This window comes from Micromonospora sp. NPDC049580 (assembly GCF_040675595.1).
Lineage (GTDB): Bacteria > Actinomycetota > Actinomycetes > Mycobacteriales > Micromonosporaceae > Micromonospora.
Genome location: NZ_JBFAPG010000026.1, coordinates 1 through 26177 on the forward strand (window position 1 = coordinate 1; position 26177 = coordinate 26177).

General features: G+C 71.6%; 19 protein-coding genes. 8 read left to right on the top strand and 11 right to left on the bottom strand.

Going from position 1 to position 26177, the window contains the following annotated elements:
* The first annotated feature begins 63 nt into the window (after nucleotides 1–63).
* Nucleotides 64–513, top strand: a complete 450-nt coding sequence (locus tag AB0J68_RS04315) for a hypothetical protein (protein WP_354856190.1) — start codon at nucleotides 64–66, stop codon at nucleotides 511–513.
* Between the two features lie 106 nt (nucleotides 514–619).
* On the top strand, nucleotides 620–931 hold the full coding sequence (locus tag AB0J68_RS04320) for a hypothetical protein (protein WP_363936064.1): 312 nt from the start codon (nucleotides 620–622) through the stop codon (nucleotides 929–931).
* Nucleotides 932–1031: 100 nt separating this feature from the next.
* Here the strand turns inward: AB0J68_RS04320 and AB0J68_RS04325 are convergent, their stop codons facing one another.
* Nucleotides 1032–3863 (bottom strand): glycoside hydrolase N-terminal domain-containing protein, encoded by a 2832-nt coding sequence (locus AB0J68_RS04325; RefSeq protein WP_363936066.1) that lies wholly within the window; start codon nucleotides 3861–3863, stop codon nucleotides 1032–1034.
* Nucleotides 3864–4321: 458 nt separating this feature from the next.
* On the opposite strand from AB0J68_RS04325, the gene AB0J68_RS04330 reads away from it, so the two are divergent.
* The 3 genes from AB0J68_RS04330 to AB0J68_RS04340 all read left to right on the top strand — a co-directional run bounded on the left by AB0J68_RS04330 (nucleotide 4322) and on the right by AB0J68_RS04340 (nucleotide 8242).
* Nucleotides 4322–5896 (top strand): glycoside hydrolase family 43 protein, encoded by a 1575-nt coding sequence (locus AB0J68_RS04330; RefSeq protein WP_363936067.1) that lies wholly within the window; start codon nucleotides 4322–4324, stop codon nucleotides 5894–5896.
* Between the two features lie 44 nt (nucleotides 5897–5940).
* A complete protein-coding gene (locus AB0J68_RS04335; protein WP_354856194.1) occupies nucleotides 5941–7005 on the top strand; it encodes a LacI family DNA-binding transcriptional regulator in 1065 nt (354 codons plus the stop codon).
* A 91-nt stretch (nucleotides 7006–7096) separates the two neighbouring features.
* Nucleotides 7097–8242 (top strand): DUF6596 domain-containing protein, encoded by a 1146-nt coding sequence (locus AB0J68_RS04340; protein ID WP_363936082.1) that lies wholly within the window; start codon nucleotides 7097–7099, stop codon nucleotides 8240–8242.
* A 144-nt stretch (nucleotides 8243–8386) separates the two neighbouring features.
* On the opposite strand, the gene AB0J68_RS04345 is transcribed toward AB0J68_RS04340, so the two are convergent.
* Nucleotides 8387–9280: an SGNH/GDSL hydrolase family protein gene (locus tag AB0J68_RS04345; protein WP_354856195.1), complete on the bottom strand. Its 894-nt coding sequence runs from the start codon at nucleotides 9278–9280 to the stop codon at nucleotides 8387–8389.
* A 271-nt stretch (nucleotides 9281–9551) separates the two neighbouring features.
* Between AB0J68_RS04345 and AB0J68_RS04350 the strand changes: the two genes are divergently transcribed.
* Nucleotides 9552–11165 (top strand): ricin-type beta-trefoil lectin domain protein, encoded by a 1614-nt coding sequence (locus AB0J68_RS04350; RefSeq protein WP_354856196.1) that lies wholly within the window; start codon nucleotides 9552–9554, stop codon nucleotides 11163–11165.
* A 165-nt stretch (nucleotides 11166–11330) separates the two neighbouring features.
* Nucleotides 11331–12044, top strand: a complete 714-nt coding sequence (locus AB0J68_RS04355) for a hypothetical protein (protein WP_354856197.1) — start codon at nucleotides 11331–11333, stop codon at nucleotides 12042–12044.
* A 54-nt stretch (nucleotides 12045–12098) separates the two neighbouring features.
* Here the strand turns inward: AB0J68_RS04355 and AB0J68_RS04360 are convergent, their stop codons facing one another.
* On the bottom strand, nucleotides 12099–12935 hold the full coding sequence (locus tag AB0J68_RS04360) for an alpha/beta hydrolase (protein ID WP_354856198.1): 837 nt from the start codon (nucleotides 12933–12935) through the stop codon (nucleotides 12099–12101).
* A 47-nt stretch (nucleotides 12936–12982) separates the two neighbouring features.
* Nucleotides 12983–13546 (bottom strand): alpha/beta fold hydrolase, encoded by a 564-nt coding sequence (locus tag AB0J68_RS04365; RefSeq protein WP_354856199.1) that lies wholly within the window; start codon nucleotides 13544–13546, stop codon nucleotides 12983–12985.
* A 337-nt stretch (nucleotides 13547–13883) separates the two neighbouring features.
* On the opposite strand from AB0J68_RS04365, the gene rph reads away from it, so the two are divergent.
* A complete protein-coding gene (gene rph, locus AB0J68_RS04370; RefSeq protein ID WP_363936073.1) occupies nucleotides 13884–16514 on the top strand; it encodes a rifamycin-inactivating phosphotransferase in 2631 nt (876 codons plus the stop codon).
* Here rph and AB0J68_RS04375 read toward each other — a convergent pair.
* The 7 genes from AB0J68_RS04375 to AB0J68_RS04405 all read right to left on the bottom strand — a co-directional run.
* Nucleotides 16505–17446, bottom strand: coding sequence for a hypothetical protein (locus AB0J68_RS04375; protein ID WP_354856201.1), 942 nt, complete (start codon nucleotides 17444–17446; stop codon nucleotides 16505–16507). The genes rph and AB0J68_RS04375 overlap by 10 nt on opposite strands.
* A gap of 128 nt (nucleotides 17447–17574) precedes the next feature.
* On the bottom strand, nucleotides 17575–18630 hold the full coding sequence (locus AB0J68_RS04380) for an enediyne biosynthesis protein (protein WP_354856202.1): 1056 nt from the start codon (nucleotides 18628–18630) through the stop codon (nucleotides 17575–17577).
* Complete coding sequence (locus AB0J68_RS04385) at nucleotides 18627–20597, bottom strand: CRTAC1 family protein (protein WP_363936076.1); 1971 nt, start codon at nucleotides 20595–20597, stop codon at nucleotides 18627–18629. Before AB0J68_RS04385 ends, AB0J68_RS04380 begins: the two co-directional genes overlap by 4 nt.
* A 94-nt stretch (nucleotides 20598–20691) precedes the next feature.
* Nucleotides 20692–22050 carry a cytochrome P450 gene (locus AB0J68_RS04390; protein ID WP_355139890.1) on the bottom strand — a complete coding sequence of 453 codons (1359 nt, stop codon included), beginning with the start codon at nucleotides 22048–22050 and terminating at the stop codon, nucleotides 20692–20694.
* On the bottom strand, nucleotides 22047–22586 hold the full coding sequence (locus AB0J68_RS04395; RefSeq protein ID WP_355068024.1) for a flavin reductase family protein: 540 nt from the start codon (nucleotides 22584–22586) through the stop codon (nucleotides 22047–22049). Before AB0J68_RS04395 ends, AB0J68_RS04390 begins: the two co-directional genes overlap by 4 nt.
* Nucleotides 22583–23023 carry an acyl-CoA thioesterase gene (locus AB0J68_RS04400; RefSeq protein WP_354856233.1) on the bottom strand — a complete coding sequence of 147 codons (441 nt, stop codon included), beginning with the start codon at nucleotides 23021–23023 and terminating at the stop codon, nucleotides 22583–22585. Before AB0J68_RS04400 ends, AB0J68_RS04395 begins: the two co-directional genes overlap by 4 nt.
* A gap of 2 nt (nucleotides 23024–23025) precedes the next feature.
* Nucleotides 23026–26177, bottom strand: a 3152-nt coding sequence (locus AB0J68_RS04405) for an SDR family oxidoreductase (protein ID WP_363936080.1), incomplete at its 5' end; no start/stop codon positions are given.

Here is a 26177-nt window from a genome sequence, read left to right on the forward strand (position 1 = left end):
CCTAGCCTTTGCCCAGGTAGCCGGCACCACGCCGGGCCGGAAAACATCGAGAGGGAGCCCGACATGTCCGCGAAGACCTCCACGACCGAGTCCGACGGCTTCAGCGCCGAGGAGCGCGCCGCGATGAAGGAGCGTGCGGCCGAGCTGCGCGCCGAGGGCAAGAAGGGCGCCAAGAGGGCCGACGGGTTGCAGGCGGTCCTCGACCGGATCGCGCAGATGGCGCCCGACGACCGCGCGCTCGCCGAGCGCGTGCACGTGGCGGTGACCGCCGCCGCCCCCGAACTGACGCCGAAGACCTGGTACGGGATGCCCGCCTACGCGAACGCGGCCGACAAGATCGTCGTCTTCTTCCAGGACTCCGGCAAGTTCAACTACCGCTACTCGACCCTGGGCTTCCAGGACACGGCCAACCTCGACGACGGAGATATCTGGCCGGTGGCGTACGCGCTGCGGACGTGGAGCCCCGAGGTGGAGAAGAGGGTCATCGAGCTGGTACGCGCGGCGGTCTCCTGAGCACCGCCGCGATCGGGTGGCTCGCGGTCGGCGGACCGGGTCCCGTCCGCACGCCCGCCGGCCCGCGGCGACGCTGGCGCTTGCGCCCACCGGCGATGATCGGTCCGTGTCGCTCTGGGAGGTCGTCTCGCGCATCGGCGTACCGCTGATCGCCGTCGTCGGCGCCGCGTTCGTCGTGGCTGGCGCGTTCGCCGACCCGCCCGACTCCTTCTCCTGGCCACGCGGCTGGCAGTGGGCGTGGACGGGGCTGTGGCTCATGGTCGCCGGCGAAGCGGCGTTCGGCACCGACCGCCCGTGGTTCGAGCGTGCGTGGAAGGGCACCGCGGCGCTGCTCGTCGCCGTGGCGTGCGCGGTCGCCGTGTGGCGTCATTATCGGTGGCGAAGGCAGGCGAGGCCCACGGGCGAGCGAGGGCGGTAGCCGACGGTCCGGGACGACGCGACGCGCACGCCGGCCGCCCCAGCCCGCCACCGGCACCGGGCCGACGGCGGGCTGAAGCGCAGGCGCAGGACGCGCCGGGTCAGGTCGTCGTGCAGGTGAGGTCGGTCGGCGGGTTGTTGACGCCGGTCGCGGAGGCGATGAAGCCGAACGTCGTCGAGCCGCCCGCCGGCAGCGACCCGTTGTAGTCGACGTTCGTCACCCGCACGTTCGCGCCGCTCTGCGTGTGGGCGCCGCTCCAGATCTGGCTGATCACCTGCCCGTTGGGGAACGTCCAGGAGACGGTCCAGCCACGGATCGGGGCCGCGCCGGCGGTCACGGTGACCTCGCCCTGGAAGCCGCCCGACCACGAACTCGTCACCGTGTACGTGGCCCGCGCACCGGACGGCGACGGCGTGCTCGTCACGGTCGGCGTCGGCGTCGGCGTCGGGCTCAGGGTCGGAGTGACGGTGGGCGTGGGCGTGCTGCTCAGCGTCGGCGACGGTGTCACACCGGGCCGCGCGGCGCGGTAGGTGTGCCCGGCGCGGACGGCGAATTGGACGACATCCGTCTCCGGCCGGGTGGTGGTGGGCGTGCTGCCGTCGGTGACGTCGTCGAGGGTGAAGGAACCGGTGAAGAGCCGGCCCCGGAGTCGTACGGTGCCGTCACGGTCGGCGCGGACGCTGATCTCGTCGGCCTGCCCGCTGGTCCAGGCCACGCCGACGGTGTATCCGCCGCGAGCGCGTAGCCCCGCGACCTGGCCGGTGGGCCAGGCGCTCGGCAGCGCCGGCAGCAGGTGCAGCTCGCCGGTGTGGCTGTGCAGCACCATCTCGGCGATGCCGGAGGTCGCACCGAAGTTGCCGTCGATCTGGAACGGTGGGTGCAGGTCGAACATGTTCGGCGCGAGCCGGTCGGTCCGCACGAGGTCCTTCAGGAGCTTGTGGGCGCGGGCGCCGTCCTCCAGCCGAGCCCAGTAATTGATCTTCCAGGCGAGGGACCAGCCGGTGCCGTCGTCACCGCGCAGCTCCAGCGTCCGGCGCGCGGCCTCGTAGAGCTGCGGGGTGCCGCGCCTGGTGATCTGGTTGCTGGGATGCAGGCCGTACAGGTGCGAGACGTGCCGGTGGTTCCGCTCGGTCTCGACCCAGTCGGCGAGCCACTCCTGGACGTTGCCGCGCGAGCCGACCTTCGTGGGCGCCAGCCGGTCCCGGGCCGTGCGCACCTGGGAGCGGAACGTCGTGTCGACGCCCAGCACCTCGCTGGCGCGGGCGACCGCGTCGAACAGGTCCCGCAGGATCTGGTTGTCCATGGTGGGGCCCGCGCAGACACTGGCGTTCGAGTGGTGCGGCAGCTCGGGCGAGTTCGACGGGTTCGTGACCAGGTAGCCGAGCGTCGGGTGGGCCACCAGGGTGTCGAGGAAGAACTGGGCGGCGCCCTTGAGGGCCGGGTAGTTGGCCGACAGGAAGCCGGTGTCGCCGGTGAACAGGTAGTGCTCCCAGATGAGGGTGGACAGCCAGGCCCCGCCGGTCTGCCACATGCCCCACAGCGCCCCGTCGACGACCGAGGCGCCGCGCCACCCGTCGGTGTTGTGGTGGGTGACCCAGCCGCCGGCGCCGTACTGCGCCTGGGCGACGCGCGCACCGGTCACCGTGAGGTCCTTGATCATGTCGAAGACCGGCAGGAAGCACTCGGCCAGGTTCGTCGTGTCGGCGGGCCAGTAGTTCATCGGCAGGTTGGCGTTGATGGTGTACTTCGAGTCCCAGGGCGGCGTCATGGAGTCGTTCCAGATGCCCTGGAGGTTCGCCGGCTGGGTGCCCGGCCGCGACGAGGAGATCAGCAGGTAGCGGCCATACTGGAACAGCAGGGCGGAGAACTGCGGGTCGTTGGTGCTCGCGTGCTGGGCGATCCGCACGTCGGTCGGCTGATCGGCGGCGGCCGTACGACCCAGGTCGATGGTCACCCGGTTGAACAGGGCCTGGTAGTCGGCGAGATGGCGACCGCGCAGCTGGTCGACGCCCACGCCACGGGCCGCGGCGAGACGGCTGCGCGCGATGCCCTGGTAGTCACCGTTGACCGTGCGGTAGTTGACATAGCTCGAACCGATCGAGATCAGGACGGTCACGCTCGTGGCGCCGGAGACGCGCAGGGTGCCCCCGGAGCTGCTGACCGTGCCGCCGGTCGCGACGGCCTGGGCCAGGGCGAGGAAGCGCACCGACCCGTTGACACCCTCCATGGCGCCGGAGATGCCGTCGACGGCGATCGTGGTGGCGTCGGGGCTCGACATCGTCGTCCGCTGCGGGCTGTCGAAGGTGGCGTTGAACGTGATCGAGTTGGCGCGGTCGGCGGTCAGCCGGAGCACGATCACCGCATCGGGTGCGCTGGCGAACACCTCACGCTGGTACCGGACACCGTTCAGCACGTACGTCGTGGTGACGGTGGCGGTGGTGAGGTCGAGCGTCCGGTTGTACTGCGACGCCCCGCTGGCGGAACCGAAGGCGAGTCGGAGGTTGCCCACCGGCTGGTAGGCGAGCTGGCCGCCCGGGGTTCCCATCATCGTCTGGTTGATGAGGTCCTGCGCCTGGGTCCACTGGTCCGCGAAGACCCGCCGCCGGATCTCGGCCAGGTTGGCCGCCCCCCGGGTGTTGGCCGAGTCGTACGGGCCGCCGGCCCAGATGGTGTCCTCGTTGAGCTGGAGTCGTTCGGTGTCGACGTTGCCGAACACCATCGCGCCCAGCCGGCCGTTGCCGATCGGCAGCGCCCGCAGCCAGTCGGTGCCCGCGGGTCCGTCGTACCAGAGGGCCAGGTCGCCGGCGGCGAGCACCTGCGGCGGCGCCACCGAGCCGGCGCGGGCGACGGCGGACCACGCGACTGGCAGCAGCGCGGCTCCGGCGCCCGCCGCATCGGCCCTGAGCACGTTCCTTCGTGTCACTTCAGGCATGGTCTCTCCAATCAGCGCAGTTCAGAGGCGCAGGAGGGGGAAGGACGGCGCCCGTGCCGGGCCACCGCCGAGGAAGTCGAATGTCGTGGACATGCCCACGGCCAGCGCGCCGTTCGAGGTCTCGTGCGAGACGTGTGGTGGGGCACCCTGGTGTTAGCGTTAACAGGTGCCGCCCGTTCGCACCCTGCAGCAACGTTCACAGCCGGGACCGACGCGCCGAGCTCCCGACGGCGCGTCACCTCTCTCTCAATAGACCTTCGTAGATGGCAGTGCCGCTCGTCAAGAGGTGTCGGCCATGTTTCCCGCCAGCGTCCCGCCGGGGTCGCGGGCCGGCCGCCCCGCCCCGACGCTCGGACCGGGTTGCCATCCCGACGCCATCTTCGTAGCATCCAGGGCAGACGATGTTATCGCGAACATTTGGTGGCATCAGGGTATGCACCCCGCAGGAGGTGGCGCCAGTGTCCGCAGGCACGCCGGCCGTCTCGGGCTACCACAACCCGGTCGTCCCCGGCTTCTACCCCGATCCGAGTGTCTGCCGGGTCGGCGAGGACTACTACCTGGCCTGCTCCAGCTTCGAGTACTTCCCGGGGGTACCGCTCCTGCACAGTCGGGACCTGGTGAACTGGCGACAGATCGGCAACGTCCTCGACCGTCCCAGCCAGCTGGAGATCCCGCCGGACGCCGACGCGTCCCGCGGCATCTTCGCGCCGACCATCCGCCACCACGACGGCCGGTTCTGGGTGATCACCACCAACGTCAGCCTGGGCCGACACCTCATCGTCACCACGGAGGATCCCACCGGCCCGTGGTCCGAGCCGGTCTACCTCGACCTCCCCCACGTCGACCCGTCCCTGGCCTGGGACGACGACGGCACCTGCTGGCTGACGACCTCCGGAGTGGACGCCTACCGGATCGACCCGGACAAGGGGCAGGTGCTGGAGGGGCCGATTCCGCTCTGGTCGGGCACCGGCGGCCAGTACCCGGAGGCGCCGCACCTCTACCGGATCGGCGACTGGTGGTACCTGCTGCTCTCCGAGGGCGGCACGCACACCGGCCACGCCGTCTCGGTCGCCCGCTCACGCAGCCCACGGGGGCCCTTCGAGCCCGCACCGACCAACCCCATCCTCACGCACCGCAGCACCAACCTGCCCGTACAGGCCGCCGGGCACGCGGATCTGGTGCAGGCCGCGGACGGCAGCTGGTGGATGGTCCTTCTCGGCATCCGGGCGAAGGGCCAGTGGCCGCCCTTCCACGTGCTCGGACGCGAGACGTTCCTGGTACCGGTTCGCTGGGACGGCGGGTGGCCCGTCGTGGACGTCGTCCGGGAGGTCACCGCCGCACCCGCCGGCAGCGCACCGGCCCTCGCGGCCCCGCCCGGCCCGGTCACCTACCACGACGACTTCGACGCGACCGCCCTCGCGCCCGGCTGGATCTCGCCCCGCTCCCGCCCCGACGCGGCCTGGTCGCTGACCGAGCGGCCCGGATGGCTCACCCTGCACGCCACCGGTACGACGCTGGACCGCGCCGGCGCGACGATCGTGGCGACGCGCCAGCGCCACCATGACTGCCGTGCCGGCACCCGGGTGGATCCGGGCAGCGGCACGGCCGGGCTCACCATCCGAATCGACGAGGCGCACCACTACGACCTGGAGGTCCGCGCCGGCAGCGTCCGCGTCGTCGGCCGGGTCGGGCCGTTCCGGCAGGTCTTCGCGTCCCTCGACGTACCCGCTGGCCCGCTGGTCCTGACGATCGCCACCCGGACCGACGACCTCTACCCGCCGACCGTGACCTCCGCGGCGGACCTGGCGGCCGCGGACGAACCCTTCGGTGTACGCCCCGCCACCTCCGACATGATCTCGTTCGAGGTGGAGACCTCCGGGGGCCGCGTCCTGCTGGCCGAGCTCGACGGGCGCTACCTGTCCACCGAGGTCGCCGCCGGCTTCACCGGCCGGGTCATCGGCATGTACGTGACCGAGGACAGCGCCGCCTTCGACTGGTTCGACTACCGCCCGGCAGCGCGGCCGATCGACTGAGCGCGGACCGGCTCGCCATCGACGGATCACCGTAGACTCCCCGTGTGATCGAGGAGAGCCGGCGGCACCACCCCCGCAAGCCCCGGCGCGGTGACCTGCCCATCGCCACGATCGCCGAGCTCGCCGGGGTGTCCCCTCCCACGGTCTCCAAGGTTCTCAACGGCCGCGCCGGGGTGGGCGAGCAGACCCGGCAGCGGGTGGAGGCCCTGCTGCGGGACCATGGCTACCGCCGGCCGGAGACCGCCGCGAGAACCCTCTGCATCGAGGTGCTCTTTCACCAGATGCTGTCCTCGATCGCCCTGGAGATCCTGCGGGGGATCCAGGAGGTCGCCGGCTCCCGGGACTGCACGGTCGGCTTCATCGACATCCGCCATCGGGTGGCGGCGGGACTGCCCTGGATGGAGCCCCTGCTGCTGCGGCAGCCCACCGCCGTCATCGCGGTCTGCTCCCTGGTCACCGCCGAGCATGGCAGACAGCTGACCGCCATGGGCATCCCGCTCGTGGCCATCGATCCGGTCGGCGAGCTGTTCCCCACGCCTGCCGTCGGGTCGAACAACTGGAGCGGCGCCCTGGCCGCCACCCGGCACCTGCTCGACCTCGGCCACCGACGGATCGGAGTGGTCACCGGGCCGCAGCAGGACCTGTCCGCGCGGGCTCGCCTGGACGGCTTCCGAGCCGCGCTGGACCATGCCGGCGTTCCGTTCGACGGCAGCCTCGAACGACGCGGAGTCTTCAGCTTCGAGGACGGCCGTGACCTCGGCCGTGAGTTGCTGACCCTGGCCGAACCGCCCACCGCCGTCGTCTGCGGCAACGACCTCCAGGCGCTCGGCGTCTATGCGGCGGCCCACGAGGCCGGTCTGCGAATCCCCGACGACCTCAGCGTCGTCGGCTTCGACGACGTGGACCAGGCGACCTGGACCACGCCACCGCTCACCACGGTGCGACAGCCGTTCAGCGAGATCGGGGCCACCGCTGCCCGGCTCGCGTTGGCGCTGGCCGACGGCCATTCCCTGCCCCAGGAGCGGTACGAGCTCGGCACCGCGCTGGTCGTGCGGGGCAGCACCGGGCCGCCCGGTTCCCGGCGGCCGGACGCCGCCCTCCGCCCGTGAGCCGCAAAAGTTCTCTTGGCGGCCATGTCGAGAAACGGCGCGCGGCTCCGTCCCTGACCGAGCCCCCCACCATCGCCGAATGACCTCGGCGATGAACGACGCACTGCTCCGGAGCCTCACGCCGGGCGTGCTCGGCGTCCTCGTCCGCCGCCGAGCTGACTTCGCGGCGGCCGAGGACGCCGTGCAGGACGCGCTGGTCGAGGCCATCCGCGTCTGGCCGGCCGACCCGCCGCGGGACCCGAAGGGTTGGCTGATCACCGTGGCCTGGCGCCGGTTCCTCGACACCACGAGAACGGACGCTGCCCGTCGCCGTCGTGAGGACCTGGTCGACTCCGAGCCGGCGCCGGGGCCCACGCCGGCGGTGGACGACAACCTCCAGCTCTACTTTCTCTGCGCCCACCCGTCGCTGACGCCGTCGTCCGCCGTCGCGCTCACGTTACGCGCCGTCGGCGGGCTGACCACCCGTCAGATCGCCGACGCCTACCTGGTGCCCGAGGCGACCATGGCGCAACGCATCAGCCGGGCCAAACGCACCGTCTCCACCGTGCGGTTCGACCAGCCCGGCGACGTCGCCACCGTGTTGCGCGTCCTCTATCTGGTCTTCAACGAGGGCTACACCGGCGACGTCGACCTCGCGGCCGAGGCCATCCGGCTCACCCGGCAGCTCGCGGCCGCCATCGACCATCCCGAGGTGGCGGGGCTGCTCGCCCTCATGCTGCTGCACCACGCCCGCCGCGCCAGCCGGACCGCGTCCGACGGCAGCCTGGTGCCGCTCGCCGTGCAGGACCGCAGCCGGTGGGACACCGCCGTCATCGCCGAGGGTGTCGACATCCTCCAGGCGGCCCTCGCCCGCGACCGGCTGGGCGATTTTCAGGCCCAGGCCGCCATCGCGGCGCTGCACGCCGACGCGCCCACCGCCGAGGAGACCGACTGGGTGCAGATCGTCGAGTGGTACGACGAGCTGGCACGCCTGACCGACAGCCCGGTCGTCCGGCTCAACCGCGCGGTGGCCGTGGGTGAGGCCGACGGCGCCCGGGCCGGTCTGGCGGCGCTCGCGGCGTTGGACGACTCGCTGCCCCGTCACACGGCGGTGGCGGCGTACCTGCACGAGCGCGACGGCCAGCTCGCGACGGCGGCCCGCCTGTACGTCGAGGCGGCCCACCAGGCCCCCAACCTCGCCGAACGCGACCACCTGACGCGCCAGGCCGCCCGGCTCAACGCCCGCCGACAGCGGTGACGTCTTCCGCTCGACGCCCCTTTTTCAGACGTATGTCGCCAGCGGCGCGACGCGGACCACTGGGCGCCGGTCGTCCCGGCTCAGCTTCGACTGCCGGCCCCGCCGTCTTCGCGTGACGGGGCCGGCGCGAGCGATCCTGCTCGGTCAGCTGTTCAGGGTGGCGAGCAGCGCGCTGCTCATGCCCTGCTCACCGCGCGCGTTCGGGTGGAAGGGCGCGGCCGAGTTCTGCGGCACCAACCCCTCGACCCATCGGGTGCCGCTGCCCTTGCACGCGTCCCGACCGATCGACGGCGTGTAGACGTCGGCGTAGGTGGCGCCGTTCGCCCCGGCGGCGCTGGCCAGCATGGCGTTGAGCGACTTCTCGATACCGCGCAGGTACGGCACGTCCTGGTAGGCGATCGGGACGACGGGCCAGCAGCCGTATCCGCTGTCGGGCAGGATCGCCGGATATCCGAGCACCACGATCCGCGCGCTCGGCGCGGCCCGACGGATCGCCTGCAGCGTGGTCGTCACCTTCGGCACGGTGGCCGCGATCCGAGCCTGTAGCTGGTCGGTGCCGCCGGCGGTGTACCGGTTCTTGCACGGTGAGCCGAGCGGACTGCTGAGGCTCGCCTCGGCGCATTCGCTGATGATGCCGGAGAAGCCGATGTCGTTGCCGCCGATCTGCACCGTCACCAGCGCCGTGCTCGACGTGACCGCGTTGAGCTGCGGTGGCACGTTGATGCCCAGTTCGCCGCTGCCGCCGTAGAGGATGTCGTCGGTCGTGGCGCCGGAGCAGCTCACGTCAGCGAACGACGTCGAGCCGGCGGACGCGGCCACCAGCGAGGGATAGTTGCGGTTCGAACGGAGGCAGTTGAGGTCGACCTGGGTGGGGATCAGCGGACCGGCGGTGTACGAGTCGCCGAGCGCGACGTAGCGGCCGGTGGGGACCGCGGCGCTGGCGGGTGTGGCGACGGCGAGCAGCACACCGGCGGTGGCCGCGGCGAGCGCGGCGAGTCGGGTGGCTGCCCGCAGGAGCGGCAGGCGGGGACGGGGCATGACGCCTCCCAGGGGAGATCGCGGTGGTGGTGGTGCCGAGATCCTGTCGCCGCCGCCGAGCTGGCGTCAATATAGATGACCCTCACTAAATACCTTCCCACGATGTGGGTCAGGGGGGCTGTGCGACAGGCTCCGACCCTTCGAGGTCCGCGCCGGATGCCGGCGGCGTTGACGTCATATGTCGTACGGGTTAAATTGGCAGTGATCTATATCCCTGGCTCCTGTGGACCGGCAGCCGGCCCTCGCCGCCAATCACCCGCGAGGAGTGCACGTGCTCAGACGAAGAATCGCCCTACTGCTCCCCGCGCTCCTCGCGGCCGCCCTCGGCACCGCGGTGGTCAGCGGCGCGGTGGTGCTCACCACCACCCGACCCGCGCAGGCGTTGGAGAACGGGCTGGCCCGCACGCCACAGATGGGCTGGAACGACTGGAACGCGTTCGGGTGCAACGTCAACGAGACGCTCATCCGGCAGACGGCCGACGCGCTGGTCTCCAGCGGCATGGCCGCGGCCGGATACCGCTACGTCAACATCGACGACTGCTGGTCCACCAAACAGCGCAACGCCAGCGGCGACCTGGTCGCCGATCCGCAGAAGTTCCCGAGCGGCATCAAGGCTCTCGCCGACTACGTCCACGACAAGGGCCTCAAGCTCGGCATCTACTCCTCAGCCGGCACCCTCACCTGCGCCGGGTACCCGGCCAGCATCAACTACGAGCAACGCGACGCCAACCTCTGGGCATCCTGGGGGATCGACTACCTCAAGTACGACAACTGCGGCGACCACCTCGGTCGGAGCGCGCAGCAGCGCTACACCGCCATGCGGGACGCGCTCGCGGCCACCAATCGGCCGATCCTCTACAGCCTGTGCAGTTGGGGACAGGACAGCGTCTGGACCTGGGGCGCGGGGGTGGGCAACTCCTGGCGTACCACCGGCGACATCGGTGGGAACTGGAACTCCATCATGAGCATCCTCGACCAGCAGGTCGGCAAGGAGTCGTACGCCCGACCCGGCGCGTGGAACGACCCGGACATGCTGGAGGTCGGCAACGGCCCCACCGACACCGAGTCCCGGGCCCACTTCAGCCTGTGGGCGTTGCTGAACGCCCCGCTGCTGGCGGGCAACGACATCCGCACCATGTCGGCGGCCACCCGCACGATCCTGACCAACACCGACGTGATCGCCGTCAACCAGGACTGGGGCGGTCAGCAGGGCCGCAAGATCAGTGACTCCGGCGACCTGGAGGTCTGGCGCAAGCCGATGTCCACCGGCGGGGTGGCCACAGTGCTGCTCAACCGCGGCAGCGGCACGACCACGATCTCCACCACGGCCAGCGCGCTCGGGCTCGGCAGCGCCGGCTCGTACGCCGTACGTGACCTGTGGTCCCACACGACCGCGACGTCCACCGGCACGATCAGCGCGTCGGTGCCGGCGCACGGCGCCGCCATGTTCCTGGTCACCGGCGGCGGCACTCCCCCACCGAGCACTCCCCCACCGAGCACGACGTCGACGATCCGCAGCACGTCCGCCGGCCGGTGCCTGGACGTCAACGGCGCGTCCCAGACCAACGGCGCCACGACCATCATCTGGGACTGCCACGGCCAGGCCAATCAGTCCTGGACCTCGACCAGCGCTCAGGAGCTGCGGGTCTACGGAGGCAAGTGCCTCGACGTCTACAACGCCGGCACCGCCAACGGAACATCGGTGATCATCTGGGACTGTCACGGCCAGGCGAACCAACAGTGGCGCTTCAACGCCGACGGTTCGATCACGGCGGTCGCCTCGGGCCGCTGCCTGGACCTGGTGGGCAACGGTACGGCGAATGGCACACGCACCCAGATCTGGGACTGCAACGGCGCAGCCAGCCAGCGGTGGAGCCGCAGTTGAGCGACCCGCCACGGTAGACGGGGCCGGCCGGGCGCGGTCGCGGGCACCAACCCGCGTGTCGCCCGGCCGGCGCACGCCGCTCCATGCTCACCCCTGCGGCACGCGGGGAACGTCCGACGCATAACATTGCCACGGTTCGGGACGGCTCTGCTGAAACGAGGCGACATGCGTTGGCTCCAGCGGTTGCTGGGCGGCGGGCGGGTCCAGCTCGACCCGGGGCGGCAGCAGGCGCTGCTGCGAGACCTCCAGCACGGATACGGCGCGCACTCCCGGAACCCGTTTCCCGCGCAGGTCGAAGCGGCCACCGGAATGCTGGGCGGCGACGACGGCCTGGTGGTGGCGGCCCGGATTCTGAGCCAGGTCGCCGACGAGGCACACGTGGATCTGCGGGCGCAGGCGCAGGACATCCACCGGCGGACGGGCCGGCGGCTCCTGGTGCACCGGCGCAACTACCGGCCGCTGTGGATGGAGGCCGGTCCCGGCCTGCGGTGGCCGCTGTTCGCGTTGCCGTGCGGCTTCCACCCGTACGCCCAGGTGGCCGCCGCCGTCGCGGTGGTCGGCGGCCGGGCGGCCCGGCTCGATCGGGTGACCGACCCGAACCCGCTGGTGACCCATGTGTTCGAGGTGCTCGACCTCACCACCGCCGGCTGGGAGTACGGCCGGGTGCGGGTGGACACCGACGCCGCCGCCTTCGTCGATCGACTGATCACGAGCGCCGCGCAGATCCTCGCCGCGATGGACGACCCGCCCCGGTTGCCACCTCCGATCCGTGCGCTGATGCGTCGCAACAACACAGTGGACGTGCACGATCCGGCCGGCCCGCGCGCGGTGGGACGGATCAACCTGGGCGCGCGGATGCGGGAACAGCTGCTGGCCTGACCAGGGCGGGCCGAGGACCCTAGGCGGGCTCAGGACCCTAGGCGGGCGTTGACCCTAGGCGCGGGCGTTCGTGGCCAGGAAGGCGAGCAGCAGGGCCGCCGTCTCGTCGGGGTACTGCACGTGCGGGTAGTGACCCGCGCCCTCGATGACCTCGAGGCGACCCAACCCGGCCGGCAGCGCGGCCACGATCGCCTCCCCCTCGGCTCGCGGGTCGGCCCAGTCCGGGTCGAGCGATCCCTCGACGATCAGGGCCGGGCAGCGGACGTTACCCAGCTGCGCCCCGGCGTCGACCGGCGCCGACTGGCCCATCTTGCGCATCGCCGCCATCCGGCCGGGCTCGCGCATCATGGCGTCGATCCGGGCCGTGCGAGCGGCCCAGTCGGCCGGCTTTTTCGCCGGGTAGGCGATGTCGAGGTAACTGCGCCAGAGGGGCACGCTGCCCAGCAGGCCGGTGCCGAGCAGCCGGGCCATGCCCTTGCGGTAGCGGGCGACCCGCAGGTCGCCCAGCTTGATCGACTGCTTGCGGGTGAAGGGGGTCAGTTCGACGATGCCGGTGATCAGCTCGGGCGCCTGGGCGGCGGCGATGGTGGCGGCCCCGCCGGAGATCGAGTGGCCGACCAACACGGCCGGACCGCCGAGGTGGCGGATCACCGCGAGCAGATCGCCGGCGATGTCGGTGCGGCTGTAGGAGGGCCACTGCGCGCTCGACTCGCCGCAACCCCGCAGGTCGACGGCGGTCACCCGGTAGCCGGCGGCCACCAGGCGCGGCACGACGAAGCGGTACGCCTCGCGGCTGTCACCCATGCCGTGGGCGAGAACGACGAGCGGCCCGGAGGCGCCGGTCACCTCGTACGCCAGGGTGCCGCCATCGACGGTCAGGTACTCGGTCATGGGATCCTCCATGTTCGGCTAATTGCGTTAGCTTTAAGCTAATGCAATTAGCCAGACGTGTCAAGCCTGATCACCTTCGCCACGTCACCGAGGTCGTCGTTCAGCTGGTGATCGCGCCCCGGCAGCCGGTACACCCGCGCCTGCGGGAGCACGCCCGCGTACAGGTCCGCGTGCGACGGCGGCGCCGTCTCGTCCTGGAGCCCGTGAAACACCCGCACCGGTACGCCACGCGGCAGCCGGGCACCGAGGTCGTGCGGCAGCTCGAACTCGTCGCCGGGCCAGCCGCCCGCGCCGACGAACGGGGCGGCGATCAGCACGATCATCGCGAGCTCCCGCTCGGGTGGCCGCTCGGCGAGCGCGTGGACGAGGATCGCCCCGCCCACCGAATGGCCCACGACGACGGCGCCGTCGTCCAGTGCCGCGATCTCCCGCCGGATGGCGGCGCTCCAGGTGGCGTAGCTCGGGTCGCCCTCGTCGGGCATCCGCGGGTAACGAACCTCGTACGAGTCCCCGAGCTCGCACCGCAGGCTGTCGACCAACCTGTTGTCCCACTCGTCGTGCGTGCCGGCGCCAGCGCCCTGAACGAACAGGATCTGCGCGGTCGCTGCCATGACGATCTCCTCTCGCGTGCTCGCCCGGTCGGGTTCGACACCCGGTGCAGCGTCGACGCGGCGCCGTGCGCCGGCGACGGGGTGCGCCGCGCTGCCGCGGGGCGCTTCGACGGGGATCGTGCGGCGCGTGCAGGGCCGACGGGGACGTGCCGGACGGCCTGCCGCAAGGGCGGAACCAGGCACGAATCAGCGGAACGATTCCATTCACAGCGGGAAGAACACCACTGCTATCCGCTCCAACTTTAACGTATATCGCAACGGGGGTCTTGCCGCAAGACCCGGGTCTTGCCGCAGAATCGTCCGCCGGACACCGGAACGGACGAAGAAACGGGGCGCGATGATCGACCAGTATGTGCGAGATCTCGACGAGGTCGACGAGACGCAGGTCGCGATCGTCGGCGGCAAGGGCGCCCGTCTGGGGGCGTTGTCGCGGATTGACGGCATCCGCGTACCGGCTGGCTTCTGCGTGACGACGGACGCCTTCCGACGGGTCATGGCCGAGGTGCCCTCGATCGACGATCAGCTCGACCACCTGTCGCGCCTGAAGCCGGACGACCGGGAGGCGGTCCGCGACCTCAGCGCCCAGATCCGCCGGGCCATCGAAGGGGTTGCCCTGCCCGACGACGTGGCGGCGGCCATCAGCCGGGCGCTCAGCCAGCACGGCGAGGAAGCTGCCTACGCCGTCCGATCCAGCGCCACGGCGGAGGACCTGGCGACGGCCTCCTTCGCGGGCCAGCAGGACACGTACCTGAACGTCAGGGGTCCGGCGGCGATTCGCACGCACGTCAGCCGGTGCTGGGCCTCGCTCTTCACCGAGCGGGCGGTCACCTACCGTCAGCGCAACGACACCGACCACCGGGCGGTCCACCTGGCCGTTGTCGTGCAGAAGATGGTGTTTCCGCAGGCGGCCGGCGTCCTCTTCACGGCCGACCCCGTCACGTCCAACCGGAAGGTCGCGTCCGTGGAGGCCAGCTTCGGCCTCGGCGAAGCCCTGGTCTCCGGGCTGGTGAACCCGGACTCCTACCGGGTGCGCGACGGCGCGATCATCGACCGGACGATCGCCAGCAAGCGTCTCGCCATCGAGGCGCTGCCGGCCGGCGGGACCACGAGACAGGCGATCAGCCCGGAACGACAGGAGCAGCCGGCGCTGACGGACGCGCAGGTCCTGCGGCTGGTGGACGTGGGCCGGCGGATCGAAGCGCACTTCGGCCACCCGCAGGACATCGAATGGTGCCTGGTCGACGGTGACGTCGCGATCGTGCAGAGCCGCCCGATCACGACGCTGTTCCCCGTCCCGGCGGCCCAGGACCGGGAGAACCACGTCTACCTCTCCGTCGGGCATCAGCAGATGATGACCGACGCCATGAAGCCGTTGGGGCTCTCCATGTGGCAGCTGACGGCCATGGCGCCGATGCACGAGGCCGGCGGGAGGCTGTTCGTCGACGCCACCCGGCTGCTGGCAGCGCCCGCGAGCCGTGCCGGCTTCCTCCGCATGGCGGAGAGGTCCGATCCGTTGACCAGGGACGCGCTGGAGACCGTCCTCGCCCGCCCCGACTTCGTTCCGACGCTCCCGGACGGCGGTCCCAGCGGCCCGCCCGTCGGCGGCACGCCCGCCCCGATCGAGAACGATCCGGCGATCGTCACCGAGCTGATCGAGCGCAGCGAGGCGTCTCTCGCCGCCCTGCGGCACGACATCGCGACGGTGACGGGGACGGCGCTGTTCGACTTCCTGCCCAAGGCGTTCGAGGAGCACAAGCGGATCCTCAGTGATCCCTTGAGCATGCAGGCGATCATGGCGGGGATGGAGGCCACCTGGTGGCTCAACGAGCAGCTGTCCGAATGGCTGGGCGAGAAGAACGCCGCCGACACCCTCACGCTGTCCGCCCCGGGCAACATCACGTCGGAGATGGGCCTGGCACTGCTCGACGTCGCGGACGTCATCCGACCGCATCCGGAGGTGGTGGCCTTCCTGCGGGACGTCGAGGACGACGGCTTCCTCGACGAGCTGCCGAGGCTCGCGGGCGGGACCGAGGTGCGCGACGCCATCCGGGCCTACCTCGACCGGTACGGCATGCGGTGCGTTGGCGAGATCGACATCACCAGACCGCGTTGGAGCGAACGCCCCACCACGCTCGTACCCCTGATCCTCGACAACATCAGGCTCCTCGAACCGGGCGCCGCCGGGCGGCGCTTCGCGCAGGGGCTTCAGGAGGCGCAGCAGAAGCGCGAGGCGCTGCTGGAGCGGCTGCGGGCCCTGCCGGACGGGGACCGGAAGGCCGACGAGACCACGCGGATGATCGACCGGGTCCGCACCTTCATCGGGTACCGGGAGTATCCGAAGTACGCCATCATCAGCCGCTACTTCGTCTACAAGCAGGCCCTGCTTCCGGAGGCCGAGCGCCTCGTGCGGGACGGCGTGCTCCGCGACCGGGACGACATCTTCTATCTCACCTTCTCCGAGCTGCGCGACGTCGTGCGGACGCACCAGGTCGACGACCACCTCATCCAGCGGCGGAGGGACGCGTTCCGGTGGCACCGTACGCTCACGCCGCCCCGGGTGCTCACCTCCGAGGGTGAGGCCATCGCCGGGTCGTACCGGCGCGACAATGTGCCGGCCGGCGCGCTGGCCGGCCTCCCGGTCTCCGGCGGGATCGTCGAGGGCCGAGCCCGCGTCCTGCTGGACATCGCCGAGGCCGAGCTGGAACCCGGCGACATCCTGGTCACCTCCTACACGGACCCGAGCTGGTCACCCCTGTTCGTCGCGGTCCAGGGCCTGGTGACCGAGGTGGGCGGCCTCATGACCCACGGGGCGGTCATCGCCCGGGAGTACGGCCTGCCCGCCGTCGTCGGGGTGGCGGACGCGACCAGGCTGATCCGCGACGGGCAGCGGATCCGGGTGCACGGCACCGACGGGTACATCGAGATCCTGTCACCGCCGAACGACGCCGACACCCGCGCTCAGTTGTAGGGCATCGTTGGGAACCAGCCGTAGCCGAACATCGCCGGCACCCGGACGGTCCAGTAGACGAGGGTGAAGACGCCCAGCGCGAGCAGCAGCGACCCGGTGACCGCGAGGGTGCGTGCCGGTCGCGCGGACAGCCAGCGGATCAGCCCTCCGCGGGTGGCGAGGACGACGAGTGCGAACAGGATGCCCACGATCGCGATGTTGCCCAGCGACTGCAACACGAAGGCGGCCGACCCGTACAGGGGGTTTCCGTTGTCGGCGGCCCACTGGAAGAGCTTGTGGAACAACGGGTACGGCCGGCCGATCAGGAAGGCGCCGACCAGCATGCCGAGCACGAAGACGCGGGCGAACGGGCGGCGCGCGAACGGATCGGGGACCTTGTCGAGGGCCGCGAGACCGAGGTAGATGAACGCGAGACCGATCAGACCGAAGACCACCACCGACTGCACGAGTCGTACGGGCATGCCACCGGCGGTCGTCGCCGTCGACAGCTGCGGCAGCGAGTCGCCAAGCAGGACTCCGACGAAGCCGTACGTGGCGGAGACGACGACCATGCCCAGCGCCAGCAGGCCCACCGGCCGGAGCATGAAGCGCAGCCCCGCCGCCGGTGTGCCGCCGGCGCCGGCGTGTGTCATCGGCCCGATCGAGGCGGCCATGGCGATGTTGCAGGCCGTGAACGTGCCCGCCAGGCCCGAGACGAACGCGAACAGCAGGCCCGCCGCGGTGCCGCCGATCGCGGTCGCCTTCGCGTCGTGGCCCAGCAGGGTGTTGGCGACGTTGTCGCCGATCGTCTGGTCGACGAACTGGTACGACCAGAGCAGGGACAGCGCGATTCCCGCGAGCACACTGCCCACGATCAGCGCGCCGCGCCGGTCCGAGCGTGCCGGCGTCGGGGTGGCCGCGTTCGGCACGGCCGGTCGTTGGGTGGCGGTCATGACAGCCTCTCTCGAATTCTGCGACGGCAGGATGCGCTGACTGGCTCTCCGTCCGTGGCCCGGCCGGGCCGTCCTCGCACTGCGGATCTCCGCCTGGGGTGGACGGCCGGCCGGGCCACGCGGATCGGTCAGCGGGCGATCGGCAGCTCCACCGCCGCTGGCGGTGGCACCGGCTGCACCGCGGTGCGGGCGCCCCGCCGCTCGGCGAGCCACCTGCCCCACCAGAACAGACCCCGTGCCAGGCACACGATCGTGACCGCGAAGAACAGGGTGTAGACGACGTTGAACAGCATCAGGACGCCGTACACCATGGCCACCGAGGCGCCGAACATGAACTGGAAGCGGGGCTTGGAGGGCGTGGTGCCCGGATCGGTGATCATGTAGTTGGTGAACAGCACGAACGCCACCCCGGTCATGATGCTCAGCGCCGACCAGAGCTGTACGTCCCAGACGAAGTGCCGGATCAGGGCCTGGATGACGAAGCCGCCGACCCAGCCCACGATCAGCGCGACCTTCTTCGTGAGCATCGCGTTGAGGATCGTGCCCGCGGTGAGCACCACCATCGGGATGAACATCCGGAAGACGTCGGGCACGTTCTCCGTGAAGTGGTACGGCGGCGCGACGTTGACCCAGGAGAACGCGAGCAGCGTGATGGTGATGCCGAAGTTCGACGGGTTCATGAAGTGCCGCATGCGTCCGGCGATCGGGGCCTGCAGCACCGCCTTCTGACCGACGGCCACGACCACGGCGAAGGCGATCGGCCAGAACAGGTCGTTGGCGTACAGCAGCATGTTCGCGGCGAGCGCGGTGATGTGGGTCGGCAGCAGGAACGTGTAGACGCCCCACGCGCCGTTGCCGCTGTAGGCCGGTCGGCGACCCAGGGAACGGGCGGCGACCGCCTCGATCGCGAGCTCGACCGTGTACCCGATCGCCAGGGCGAACAGCGGCCAGGTCCAGGGCTGCTCGAACCCGAGCACCGTGTAGCCGAGCACGTTGAGGATGGACATGGAGATGGCGAAGTTCCGCAGGGCCAGGTAGCGGGGGTCGCGCTTGTCCACCCGGGGTACGGGCGGTCGCCGGTCGACGCCGGCCCGGGCCCGGTCCGGCCCGCTGCCGTTGCGGGTCGCGTCGGCGACCTCGGCCGTGGTGGTCACGCCCACCGGGGCGCGTTTGACGTCCGTCATGGTGTGGTCAGCTCCTGGGCTCGGTCGGTGAGCGTGAGGTCGTGCCATCCGGCGGAGAGGGGCAGGGTCTGCTGATGCTGGACACCGTCGAGGTCGCGCCAGCTCAGTTCGACGGTGACGGGCGCGCTGCCCTGGTCACCGAGGCCGAAGAACAGGTCGAAGCTGCGCTTGCCCGAGTGCCCGCCGCCGCCGTCGAGCTGGGCGAGCTGGGTGCGGCCGTCGGCTGTGGTCACCCGAGCCTGCGCGCCGTACGCCGGGGTGCGGGCATCGTTGCCCGTGGCGGCGCCGAGCGCGGGCCGGTGCAGCCGCAGTCCGAGGAAGTCGCCGACCTGCGCCTTGGTGTTGTGGTAGTAGGCGGGCGGCCCCCACTGGCGTGCCACCGCGAAGTCCTGGCGGCCGTCGCCGTCGGTGTCACCCACGGCGACACCGCGGGTCGGGGTACGGTCGTCGAGTCCGAGCTGCGGGCTCAGGTCGACGTAGCGGCCGTTGTCCTCCGGTGCCCAGAACGCCAGCGCGTTGGAGCCGGCGATGTCGTCGCCCGGCTGCGCGTTGGGCCACATGTCCGGCTCCCGCAGCATCAGGTCGTTGCTGGCGGCCAACTCCTGCAGCCAGTTGAACCGGTTGACCGTGCCCTTGACGAAGCCGCAGGACTGCACCACGACGAGCCGTCCGCTGTTGTCGAAGTCGGCCATCTTGACGTCCCAGCCCCAGCCGACCCAGGCGAGGTTCTTCGCCGATGCCTTGTTCTCGAAGGGAGCGATGCCCTTCGACAGCCGTTCCCGCGCCTCCTGTGGGTTGGCTGCGGTGTTCTGCCAGACGAAGTTGCTCTCCTCCAGCCCCCACGACTCGGTGATGTTGCTGACGAAGGCGTCGAACCGGCCGCTGCCGCGCAGATCGGCGAAGTCGACGGCCATCCCCTTGAACGAGTCGTGGCCCACGACCAGCGACTTGGGGTCCAGCGGGCCGCGTTGCCCCTCCGCCAGGGCGAACCTGATCCGGCCGGGGGCCGACACGTTGTGGAAGAAGCGGTCGTTGCCGAAGTCGTTGGCGAGGTACAGCTCGGGCAGCAGATCCCCGTCGAGGTCGGCGGAGGCCGACGCGAGCGTCCATCCGGTGGCGTACCGGGGGTCGATCGCGCTCTGCTCCTCGTAGGTGACGCTCGGCTCGGCGCCGGTGGTGGCCGCGGTCCAGCGCAGGATGTGCGCCCCGCCGGCGTTCTGGGCGCGGGACATGGAGTGGTTCATCTGCACGTTCGGCAGGCCCTGTGCGTCGAGCACCTGGGAGTCCGGGAAGTAGTTGAAGATCCCGATGTCGGGCCGGCCGTCGCCGTCGAAGTCCGCGACCGCTGTGGCGTTGGTGTTCCACAGCGGCCCCCGGTAGCGGCCGTCGGTGGTCTGCTGCTGCGGGATCAGCTCGACCGGGTGGTACGACGCGAGGCTCAGGCTCGCCGCGTTTCCGGTCTGTAGGAACACGACCGGGGTCCGTCCCCAGTAGACGACCAGCAGATCCGTCCGGCCGTCGACGTTGAAGTCGCCGGGTGTGCAGCCCATCGGGGCGATCGCCGGTCCCATCGGCAACGGCGCCGGGTCCAGCACGAACGGCGCGTAGCGGGCGCCACCGCCGGGCGCCGGAGTCACGATGGCGCTGTCGCTGCGGGGGTCGACGAGGCAGAGGTCGTTGGCGCCGCCCTGCCCGTCGAGGTCGTTGACCGCCACTCCGGCGCCGACCGACGAGATCCAGGACCGGATGTGCTCGTATTTCGGGTTCACCGTCCGGATCGTGCGCTGCGGCAGACCCGGCGGCAGGGCGATGGGCAGTTCGGTGAACGCGAACTGCGACGCCATCGCGCGCCGGTCCGCCGCGGATGCGGACGGCAGCCGCGAGATCGTGAACAGCCCCGCGACGAGTACCAGGACGAAGACGACGGGAATGAGTCTGCGCAGCGGACCCACTGGTTTCGGTGGCAACGATCCCCCTCGGGTGGTGCCCGACCCGGCCGGGTCGGGCGTTCGGGTGGTGCGGTCGTGGGTGACAGCGGTCCGCGGTCACCCGGCGGTGTCCTCAGTCCGCCGGACGCACGGTCATCGGCAGGCCGCCGCGTATGCGCAGCGACAACATCGGCTCGGGTACGACGTTGTGCGTGGCGACAGTCGTGAGCGTCAGGTCCCGGGCCAGTACGGCGAGGACGAATGCGGCCTCCATCAGGCCCAGGTGGTTCCCGACGCAGAACCGCGGCCCCGCACCGAACGGGATGTAGGCGTACCGCGGGCGGTCGGTGGTGCGGGCCGGGTCGAAGCGCTCCGGATCGAAGCGTTCGGGCTGGTCCCAGAAGTCCGGGTGCCGGTGCAGCGTGTAGGGGCAGACCAGCACGTCGGCGCCCGCCGGCACCGCGTACCCGCCCACCACGTCGGCGGCGAGCGCCTTGCGGGGCAGGATCCACACCGGCGGGTACAGCCGCACCACCTCGTCGATGACCATCGCGGTGTACCGCAGGCGGCCCAGGTCGTCGAAGGTCGGCAGCCGGTCGCCCAGCACCGCGATCGCCTCTTCCCGCAGCCGGCGGCGCACCTCGGGATGCCTGTCGAGCAGGTAGAGCGCCCAGCTCAGCGTGCTGGCGGTGGTCTCGTGCCCGGCGAGCAGCAGGGTCACGAGCTCGTCGCGCAGCCGCTGCCGTCCGACCCGGGGGTCGGGCTCGGCCCGGGCCGACACGATGAGCCGCGACAGCACGTCGTCGCGGTCACCGGTGTGGCTCCCGCGCTCGGCGACCAGCTGGTCCACGATCGTCTGCAGACGGCGGCGGGCACGCCGGAACCGCACCTGACGCGGCAGCGGCACCCAGGGCGGCACGGCGCTCAACGACGCGAGCTCGAACATGGCCTGGTCCTGCACCACGGCGAAGTCGCGCCCGATCGACGGGAACCTCCCGAGGTCGGTGTCGAGCAGCGTGCGCCCGAGCACGCCGAGAGTCAGACCCGTCATCTCCTGGAGCACGTCCACCGGGCCGTGGCGGCCGAGCGTCCGCAGCCGGCCGACGAGGGCCGCCGCCTCCTCGGCGACGATGCCGGCCTGCTGGGCGATGCGCCGGCTCTGGAACGCCGGCTGCGCCACCCTGCGCTGCTTGCGCCACAGCTCACCCTCGCTGGTCAGCAACCCGTCGCCGAGCGCTCGGCGGGCGTGTACCAGACCGATGCCCTTGTGGTAGTTGGCCGCGTTGTCGGCGAGCACGTGCTTGGCGTGGTCGGGGTGGTTGAAGAAGTAGAGCTCCTTCGGACCGACCGGCAGCAGCGCGACGTCGCCGTAGCGGGCGGCCGCCGACGTCATCATGCCGAGGCGGTCGCGGCCCATCGTGATGAGCATGCTGACGGCCGACGCGCGCGACGGACCGGGAAGGGACGGCGCCGACCGGGTGACGGCGGTCATGACGTCACCACCGCCGACGGCGTCCTCTCGAGCCGACGGAACCGGCCACCGAGGAACACGAGGGCCTCGCCGTCGCCGTCGTCGTGCCGGCGCATCCCGCACGGACGGCCCAGGAAGATCGTGTGATCTCCCCCGTCGTACGACCGCCAGAGCTCGCACTCGATGTGGGCGGCGGCGCCGCCGAGCAACGGCGCCGCCGTCCGCGCGCCCGGCCGCCACTCGGCGAACTCGAACTGCTCCTGCCCGAGCGGGCGGCGTCGGTCGGCGTAGTAGCGCGCCACCGCCTCCTGATCGGCGGCCAGCACGGAGACGCCGAACGCGCCGGCCCGGCTGAGCGCCTGGTGCATGAGGGCGTCCCGGCCGACACACACCAGGATCAGCGGCGGATCGAGGGACACCGCGCTGAACGAGTTCGCGGTCATGGCGTGCGGCTCGTCCCCGCCGACGCTGACCACCGTGACACCGGTGGCGAAGGTCCCGCAGACGCGGCGCATCAGCACCGGGTCCGTCAACTCTTCCGTACCGAAGGTCGTCATCGCCGGACCCCGGCGGCGGCGTAGGGTTCCAGAGCGCGTTCGAGCGCTTCCGGGACCCGGGTGGGAACGGTCCGGTTGTTCGGGCCGCGCATGCAGGCGACGCGCTGGGCGCCGCGGGCGACGAGTGTCTCGCCCGCCGGTCCGGTACGCACATAGTCGAAGCCGAACTCGAGCTGCGTCTGGGCCAGTTCGAGCAGTCGCATCCGGACGGCGATCTCGTCGAACGCGGTGATCTCGGCGAAGAACTCACACTCGACCTTGAGCGTGAACAGCTTGAGGTCGTCCTGCAGGTCGGCGAGGACTGCCGGCGCCCGGTCCTTCAGGAACATCTCCCGGCAGCGGCCCTGCCACCGCAGGTAGTTGACGTAGTAGACGTTGCCGACGATGTTCGTCTCCTCGAACCCGACGGTGTGCCGCAGCTCGTAGTAGCTCTCCATGCTCATCCCTCCGCACCGGCCAGAACAGTGATGACGACTCGTCCGTCGCTGCCGCGCAGGCTCGTGACGAACGAGGCGGCCCGAGCGCCGCCGGCGGCGAAGAGCACCCAGCCGGGACGGGCCGTACCGCCCAGGACGAGTGGGCCGCGCATCGGCAGGCCGGCCTTCTGCATCGCCTCGACCGCGGTCCAGACCCGGGTCGAGGCGGTGTCGGCGTCCTCGCCCGAGTCGCCGGCCAACTGCTCGGCGAGCCCGGCGTGGGGGCCGAGCAGGCCCTTCCACTCCTCGGGGCTGCGCCGCGCCACGCTCTCGAGGTCGCAGCCCAGGACGCCCGCCCCGGCGACGGCCAGCGTCACCCCGGCGCCGTGCGCGATCGAGACGGTGTGCTCCCCGGCGACCTCGGGCCGACCGTCCGGCCGGTAGGTGATCTCGACCGGCCGCCCGAGCGCCTGCCCGACGGCGCGGGCGCTGTCACGTCGGCGCGTGGCGGAGCGCTCGCCCGGCTCGGGTGCCGGGGCGTCGGGCTCGATGGCGACGGCGACGCCGGTGAGCCCGAGGTCTCCCAGCCCACGCTCCAGGTAGGGGCCGAGCAGCGGCGCCACCCACGGGCCGGCGCCGTCCTGCTTGCGGACCGCGCGCAGCCGCAGTCCCTCCCACCGCTCGACGGTCATCCCGGACTCCGTGCGCAGGGCGATGTCGTAGACGTACGTGTCGCCGTCGCGCTCGCGTTCGGTGGCGCAGTACCGCAGCTCGCGGGCGGACGACAGCTTCTCCCCGCCGGGGTGGATGCGTTCCACGCCGACGGGCAGCAGCGTGGCGTCCGGTACGCACACCTGGTTGCCGTGCATGAGCGCGTCGCGGACGCCGGGGTCGCCCAGCAGCAGCGTCGCGGAGACGTACGGGGCGAACCACGCCGTCGAGTCGTCGGCCTCCACGATCGCGTCCACGTGACGGGCGGCGGCCCGGTGGTACTGCCGGATCCGCTGGAACCGGCCTCCCTGGAACAGGGTGCCGCCGTACAGGTCGTCGAGCGGGGCGATCGAGGCCGGCGCGAGACCGTCCGGCACCTGGTCCGGAGGGCCGTCGGGCACCGTGTCGGCGCCGAGGCGCAGCCGGGCGGTGAAGTGATCGGCGGTGAAGCCGGTCTCCTCGCTGCGGATCGCCACCTCGATGACGTCGTCGTCGGTGACCAGGGCAGCCACCCGGATCCTCGTGTGCCCGTGGGGCGCGACGATGATGGGCCGCAGGAACTCCGCCCGCTCGATGACCGGGAGGACGTCGGCGCCGGAGAGGGCCGCGGCCACCTGCGCCATGGCCTCCATCCCGAAGACCGCGGGGAACAGCAGGTTGCCGTCCAGGTCATGATCTTCGAGGTAGCGGTCGGTGCCGACGTTGAGTTCCGTCTCCACCACGAGTTCGACCTGGTGGTAGCGGATCAGCGCGCGGTCGACGAAGCGCAGCAACGGCAGCGCCGGCTGGTGGTACCGGACCGTGTGGATGCCCTCGGTGCGGCCGCTGATCACCACCACGACCGGCGCGGTGGTGTCCGCGACCAGACGCCGCAGGATCGCGATGCCCTGGTCGGGGGTGATGGGCGTGACGCCCTCGCGGCTGAGCGACTCGACGACCGACAGCCGCTCCCCCATGCCGACGCCCGACCAGACCGACCACTCCAGGCATCGGGTGCGGCACTCGGGGTACGCCCGGGAGAAGGCCGTGGTCTCCTCGGCCAGCCAGTCGTTGGCGGTGGCGTAGTGCGCTTCGCCCCGCAGCCCCGCCCGGCCGATGATGCTGCCGAGCGTCACGAGCAGCCGGAGCCGAGGCTTCTCGACCGCGTCGAGCACCGCCCGCAGGCCGTCGACCTTCGGTGCCAGGGTGTGACGGAACGCGGCCGGGTCCAGGCTCGCCAGTCCGGCGGGTTCGTTGCGGCCGGCGCCGTGCAGAACACCGGTGATCGGCCCGAGTTCGGCGGAGAGGTCCCGCACCGCCTGCCGGACGGCGGCGGCATCGGTGACGTCGGCGCGGGCGTACCGCACGGTGACGCCGGCGGTGGCGATCCGGGCCAGGTTCGCGGCCAGTTCGGCGTCCTCGGCGGGGTCGGAACGGCCCAGCACCGCCAGGCTTGCGCCACTGTCGGTGGCCAGGGCGAGGGCGCACTCGGCAGTGATGCCCTTGCCCCCACCGGTCACCAGCAGCACGTCGTCCGCGCCGAGCGGGGCCTCCACCGTCGCGGGGCGTACCGGCAGCGCGCGGAGCGTCGGGACGCGCCGCACCCCGTCGTCGTAGTGCACCTCGGTGAAGCTGGTCGTCGCGGCGACCTCCCGCACCACCAGCTCCACAGCCGAGTCAGTGGTGGCCGGCAGGTGCACGACGGTGACCAGCACGGACGGCGCCTCAAGATGCAACGTCCGGGCGATGGCCGCCGCGCCCCGACCGTGCCCGACCAGGACGAAGCGGGTGCTGCCGGCGGCGAGGGCCTGCTGCGCTCCCCGCAGGGCCAGCTCCAGTTGCTCCTCGGTGCAGTCCGGCGGCAGGCAGACCAGAACGCCGCCGCCGAGCCCGGCCTGTTCGAGGGCCGCGGCGAGGGTCGCGGCGAACGGGTGCTCCGCTGACGCGTGCACGTGCCACGGACCGTTCGCGGCGGTGGCGTCGCCGGGAACCGCCGGCAACGGCACCTCGTCGAGGTCGAGCCGCCAGGGCCGCGCCCAGCCGGCCACCCCCGCCACCACAGGCGTGGCGGTGGCGTCGCTGTCCCGGGCCGTACGCGCGAGGGTCTCCATCGTCGCCGCGAGTTCCCGGACGGTGGCGGTCGCGAAGTTGAGCGGCATCTGCGCCGGTGGCAGCTCCAGACGCTGTGCGAGCTGGTTGGCCACCTGGCCGATCGTGATCGAACTCAGGTGCAGGTCGTCGAGCAGGCGGCTGTCCGGCCGGACGAGTTCGATCGGCAGCTCGGCGCGCTCGGCGGTGAGCCGCCGCATGAGGTCCTCGGTGGACTCCTCCCCCACCCCGACCGGATCGGTGGCGGTGGTGGACGGCGGCGCCACGGCCGGCCCGCGCTCGATCGCCGCGCTGAGCTCCGGCGCCTGCTCGACGACCTGCACCTGAGTTCGATCACGATCGGCCAGGTGGCCAACCAGCTCGCACAGCGTCTGGA

Bases quoted from the DNA above. Each gene is read 5' to 3' on its own strand.
- AB0J68_RS04355 (WP_354856197.1), top strand. From the start codon at position 11,331: ATGCGTTGGCTCCAGCGGTTGCTGGGCGGCGGGCGGGTCCAGCTCGAC.
- AB0J68_RS04400 (WP_354856233.1), bottom strand. From the start codon at position 23,023: ATGGAGAGCTACTACGAGCTGCGGCACACCGTCGGGTTCGAGGAGACG.
- AB0J68_RS04380 (WP_354856202.1), bottom strand. From the start codon at position 18,630: ATGACGGACGTCAAACGCGCCCCGGTGGGCGTGACCACCACGGCCGAG.
- AB0J68_RS04390 (WP_355139890.1), bottom strand. From the start codon at position 22,050: ATGACCGCCGTCACCCGGTCGGCGCCGTCCCTTCCCGGTCCGTCGCGC.
- rph (WP_363936073.1), top strand. From the start codon at position 13,884: ATGATCGACCAGTATGTGCGAGATCTCGACGAGGTCGACGAGACGCAG.
- AB0J68_RS04365 (WP_354856199.1), bottom strand. From the start codon at position 13,546: ATGGCAGCGACCGCGCAGATCCTGTTCGTTCAGGGCGCTGGCGCCGGC.
- AB0J68_RS04315 (WP_354856190.1), top strand. From the start codon at position 64: ATGTCCGCGAAGACCTCCACGACCGAGTCCGACGGCTTCAGCGCCGAG.
- AB0J68_RS04345 (WP_354856195.1), bottom strand. From the start codon at position 9,280: ATGCCCCGTCCCCGCCTGCCGCTCCTGCGGGCAGCCACCCGACTCGCC.
- AB0J68_RS04375 (WP_354856201.1), bottom strand. From the start codon at position 17,446: ATGACCGCCACCCAACGACCGGCCGTGCCGAACGCGGCCACCCCGACG.
- AB0J68_RS04325 (WP_363936066.1), bottom strand. From the start codon at position 3,863: ATGCCTGAAGTGACACGAAGGAACGTGCTCAGGGCCGATGCGGCGGGC.
- AB0J68_RS04360 (WP_354856198.1), bottom strand. From the start codon at position 12,935: ATGACCGAGTACCTGACCGTCGATGGCGGCACCCTGGCGTACGAGGTG.
- AB0J68_RS04340 (WP_363936082.1), top strand. From the start codon at position 7,097: ATGAACGACGCACTGCTCCGGAGCCTCACGCCGGGCGTGCTCGGCGTC.
- AB0J68_RS04395 (WP_355068024.1), bottom strand. From the start codon at position 22,586: ATGACGACCTTCGGTACGGAAGAGTTGACGGACCCGGTGCTGATGCGC.